Annotated in this window: 4 protein-coding genes and 1 pseudogene; 2 read left to right on the top strand and 3 right to left on the bottom strand. The window is 60.0% G+C overall.

The window, feature by feature from the left end; genetic code table 11:
- Together HX846_RS40285 and HX846_RS33530 are read left to right on the top strand one after the other, a co-directional pair.
- The coding region (locus tag HX846_RS40285; protein WP_372242046.1) for an ATP-binding protein at positions 1-137 on the top strand (137 nt) is incomplete at its 5' end.
- Positions 138-222: 85 nt separating this feature from the next.
- Positions 223-1650 carry a glycosyl hydrolase family 8 gene (locus tag HX846_RS33530; protein WP_178967082.1) on the top strand — a complete coding sequence of 476 codons (1428 nt, stop codon included), beginning with the start codon at positions 223-225 and terminating at the stop codon, positions 1648-1650.
- A 131-nt stretch (positions 1651-1781) separates the two neighbouring features.
- Here HX846_RS33530 and groL read toward each other — a convergent pair whose 3' ends face one another.
- The 3 genes and pseudogenes from groL to HX846_RS33515 all read right to left on the bottom strand — a co-directional run.
- On the bottom strand, positions 1782-3425 hold the full coding sequence (gene groL, locus HX846_RS33525) for a chaperonin GroEL (RefSeq protein ID WP_003208597.1): 1644 nt from the start codon (positions 3423-3425) through the stop codon (positions 1782-1784).
- 50 nt (positions 3426-3475) lie between these two features.
- Positions 3476-3772, bottom strand: a complete 297-nt coding sequence (groES, locus tag HX846_RS33520) for a co-chaperone GroES (protein WP_017846112.1) — start codon at positions 3770-3772, stop codon at positions 3476-3478.
- Between the two features lie 249 nt (positions 3773-4021).
- Positions 4022-4127: pseudogene (locus tag HX846_RS33515) on the bottom strand (membrane protein FxsA); the annotation flags it as partial.

Here is a 4127-nt window from a genome sequence, read left to right as displayed (position 1 = left end):
ACGAGCCCAGCGGGTTTGGCCTCGGCCTGGCACTGGCCAAGCGCGCCACCCATTGGCACGGGGGTGAGCTGTCGATCACCCGCAGCCCGTTGGGCGGCGCACGCCTGACCCTGACCCTGGCACTGCGTCCGGCCTAGGCTGTTACAGCCTGTGACAGTGGAACATCCGCGCTGCCGCTAACCTCGCGACCTTGCCCTTTGGATCAGGTTGGAGAGTCAGCTCATGCGTCACCCTAGACGGCATCTGCCCACGCTGCTGTTATCACTGTGCATGGCCGCCGGTTCATGGTCAGGCGGCGTTGCGGCCCAGAATGTCCACGCGCCCTACTACCCCGGCACCATCCTGCCCAATCGCCAGCCCCAGGCGACCATGGATCAACAACTGGTCACGTTCTACAAGGACTGGAAGGCGGTTTACCTGTCGGGGGAATGCGGCAGCGGCCGGTATTTCATCAAGGTCAACGCCGACCACAAACCCGTGGGTGGTGGCGCCGCGCCCAACACCATCACCGTGTCCGAGGCCCATGGCTACGGCATGCTGCTCACTGTGATGATGGCCGACTACGATGACGAGGCCCAACGGACTTTCGACGGCATGGTGCGCTACTTCCAGGATCACCCGGCAGCGTCCGATCCCGGCCTGATGGCCTGGAACCAGACCGAGGGATGCGGCGACTCCACCGACCCTTTCCGTGGTGACGTCAGTGCCACCGATGGCGACCTGGACATCGCCTACGCCCTGCTGCTGGCCGATCAGAAATGGGGCAGCGAGGGCACCATTGACTATCGCAGCGAGGCCAACACGGTGATGGCGGCGATCATGAAACACGAGGTGCACCCCAGGACTCAGCACCTGATGCTCGGCGACTGGGCCGGTACCGACGGTGACGCAGAGCTTGAGTACACCACCCGCAGCTCGGACTTCATGCAGTCGCACCTCTACAGCTTTTTCACCATGACCGGGGACAAGCGCTGGCAGGCGGTGCGCGACAAGACCTATTCGATCATCAGTGACTTTACCCAACGGTACAGCGCCAACAGCGGGCTGGTGCCGGACTTCATCAGCCACCTGGACACCTCGATCACCCCGGCGCGGCCCGATCTGGTGGAAGGCCCATACGACGGCAGCTATTCGTGGAACGCGGCCCGCTACCCGTGGCGCATCGGCCTGGATTACCTGATGTACGGTGACCCGCGTGCGCTGTACACCTTGACCACCTTCAACCGCTGGGCACGCGCCACCACCCACGATGAGCCGGGCAACTTCAACAGTGGCTACCGAATCGACGGCAGTGCGATCGAGGAAGCGCACAATGAGCCGGCCTTTGTGGCGGCACTCGGGGTCAGCGCAATGATCAACCCCGACAATCAGCTGTGGCTCAATAACCTTTGGGACAACCTGCAACGCCGGTCCATCCGTGACCATGACTATTACGGCAATACCCTCAAACTGCTGGGCATGGTGGTCATGTCCGGCCATTGGGAGCGGCCCCAACCGGCGCCCCTCAAAAAAACCGCACACGTGCCTGTCCATCCGTCATCCGGCTCTGCGGCACCGGGACCCGTGGCATCTTTGCCGCCCGCCTCGCACCTGATGCTGGCTCGCGGCTTCATGTTCAAGAAACTGCTGGGGCGTCGCGGCGTCAGCTGAGGCGTGCGCGTAAAGAGAGACGCAGAGCGTCCCTGGCGGCATTCCCACGCAGAGCGTGGGAACGATCAGCATAAAAAAACCCCGCCTGCATCGCTGCAGGCGGGGTTTTTCAGTATCGGGGTAAGACTGGCTTACATCATGCCGCCCATGCCGCCCATACCGCCCATGTCTGGCATACCGCCGCCAGCTGGAGCATCTTCTTTGATCTCGGCGATCATTGCTTCAGTGGTGATCATCAAGCTGGCAATCGACGAAGCCGCTTGCAGAGCCGAACGAGTCACTTTAGCCGGGTCCAGGATGCCCATTTCGATCATGTCGCCGTATTCGCCGGTAGCAGCGTTGTAACCGAAGTTACCCGAACCCTGCTTGACCTTGTCGACCACTACGCTTGGCTCGTCGCCGGAGTTGGCAACGATCTGGCGCAGAGGTGCTTCAACAGCACGACGCAGCAGAGCGATACCGACGTCTTGGTCAGCGTTGTCGCCTTTCAGCTCGGAGATAGCCTGCAGAGCGCGAACCAGCGCCACGCCACCGCCAGGTACTACGCCTTCTTCAACGGCTGCACGGGTAGCGTGCAGGGCGTCTTCAACGCGGGCTTTCTTCTCTTTCATTTCAACTTCGGAACCCGCGCCAACCTTGATCACTGCAACGCCGCCGGACAGCTTGGCCAGACGCTCTTGCAGTTTTTCACGGTCGTAGTCGGAAGTGGTATCAGCCACTTGAGCGCGGATCTGGGTAACACGTGCCTGGATGTCAGCTTCAACACCAGCACCGTCGATCACGGTGGTGTTTTCCTTGGTCACGGTGACGCGCTTGGCATTACCCAGGTGTTCCAGGGTAGCGCTTTCCAGGCTCAGGCCGATCTCTTCGGAGATAACGGTACCGCCAGTCAAAACAGCGATGTCCTGCAGCATTGCCTTGCGACGATCGCCGAAACCAGGTGCCTTGACAGCAACCACTTTCACGATACCGCGCATGTTGTTCACAACCAGAGTCGCCAGGGCTTCGCCTTCAACGTCTTCGGAAACGATCAGCAGTGGGCGGCCGGCCTTGGCAACAGCTTCCAGAACTGGCAGCAGTTCACGGATGTTGGAGATCTTCTTGTCAACCAGCAGGATCAGCGGGCCGTCGAGCTCGGCGGTCATGGTGTCTGGCTTGTTGACGAAGTACGGGGACAGGTAGCCACGGTCGAACTGCATGCCTTCAACAACCGACAGTTCGTTTTCCAGGCCCGAGCCTTCTTCAACGGTGATCACGCCTTCTTTACCGACTTTTTCCATGGCTTCGGCAATGATGTCGCCGATGGAGCTGTCGGAGTTGGCCGAGATGGTGCCGACCTGAGCGATTGCCTTGGTGTCAGCGCATGGCTTGGACAGGGACTTCAGCTCTTTGACAATGGCGATGGTCGCCTTGTCGATGCCGCGTTTCAGGTCCATCGGGTTCATGCCGGCAGCGACGGCTTTCAGGCCTTCGTTGACGATCGACTGAGCCAGAACGGTAGCGGTGGTGGTGCCGTCGCCTGCGTCATCGTTGGCACGGGAGGCAACGTCTTTGACCAGCTGCGCGCCCATGTTTTCGAAGCGATCTTTCAGCTCGATTTCTTTGGCGACGGAAACGCCGTCCTTGGTGATGGTCGGAGCGCCGAAGCTCTTCTCGATGATCACGTTACGGCCTTTAGGGCCCAGGGTCGCTTTTACTGCGTCAGCCAGGACGTTCACACCGGCGAGCATTTTCTTACGGGCGGAATCGCCGAATTTAACTTCTTTAGCAGCCATGATCGATATTCCTTAAATACTTTGTAGTAACGGGAAGATGAACGGGGAAATCAGCCTTCCAGAACAGCGAGAATCTCGTTCTCAGCCATTACCAGCAGGTCTTCGCCGTCGACTTTCACAGTGTTGCTGCCGGAGTAAGGGCCGAACACAACCTTGTCACCCACTTTCACAGCCAGCGCACGTACTTCTCCGTTTTCCAGGGTCTTGCCTGGGCCAGCAGCGACAATCACACCGTGGTTGGCTTTTTCAGCAGCCGAACCTGGCAGCACGATACCGCCAGCGGTTTTCTTTTCTTCTTCACTGCGACGGATGACGACGCGGTCATGCAGAGGACGAAGCTTGCTCATTGTCGATCTCTCCTAATTGTGTTTTTCATCGGCCGGTGTCAATTCCGGCTAGTTAAATTCCGGCGGTGCCGGTCGCGGTTCGCGGCGCGAAACGCGGAAGTCTGTCTGGTGTCGCCACCAGAAACCTTGCGGTGACCGTTACATAAGGGCGCATAAGCTTATTACAAGGGTACCGAGATGAAAATTTTTGTGTCGGGGGGCGTCTTCAAAAGCCGCACGGCACCCGCGGGTGCCGTGCCAGTGAGGGGATTACTTGGGGTCGCGGTGTTCGAACTCGCCTTCGATCACGTCACCCTCACGCCCCAGGGGCTGGCGCGGGGCCGGGCCGCCACGGGGTTGCAGGTCGTCGGCAAAG

The sequence above is a fragment of the Pseudomonas sp. K5002 genome, from assembly GCF_013386655.1.
Lineage (GTDB): Bacteria > Pseudomonadota > Gammaproteobacteria > Pseudomonadales > Pseudomonadaceae > Aquipseudomonas.
This window is presented reverse-complemented; position numbering and strand designations above follow the sequence as displayed.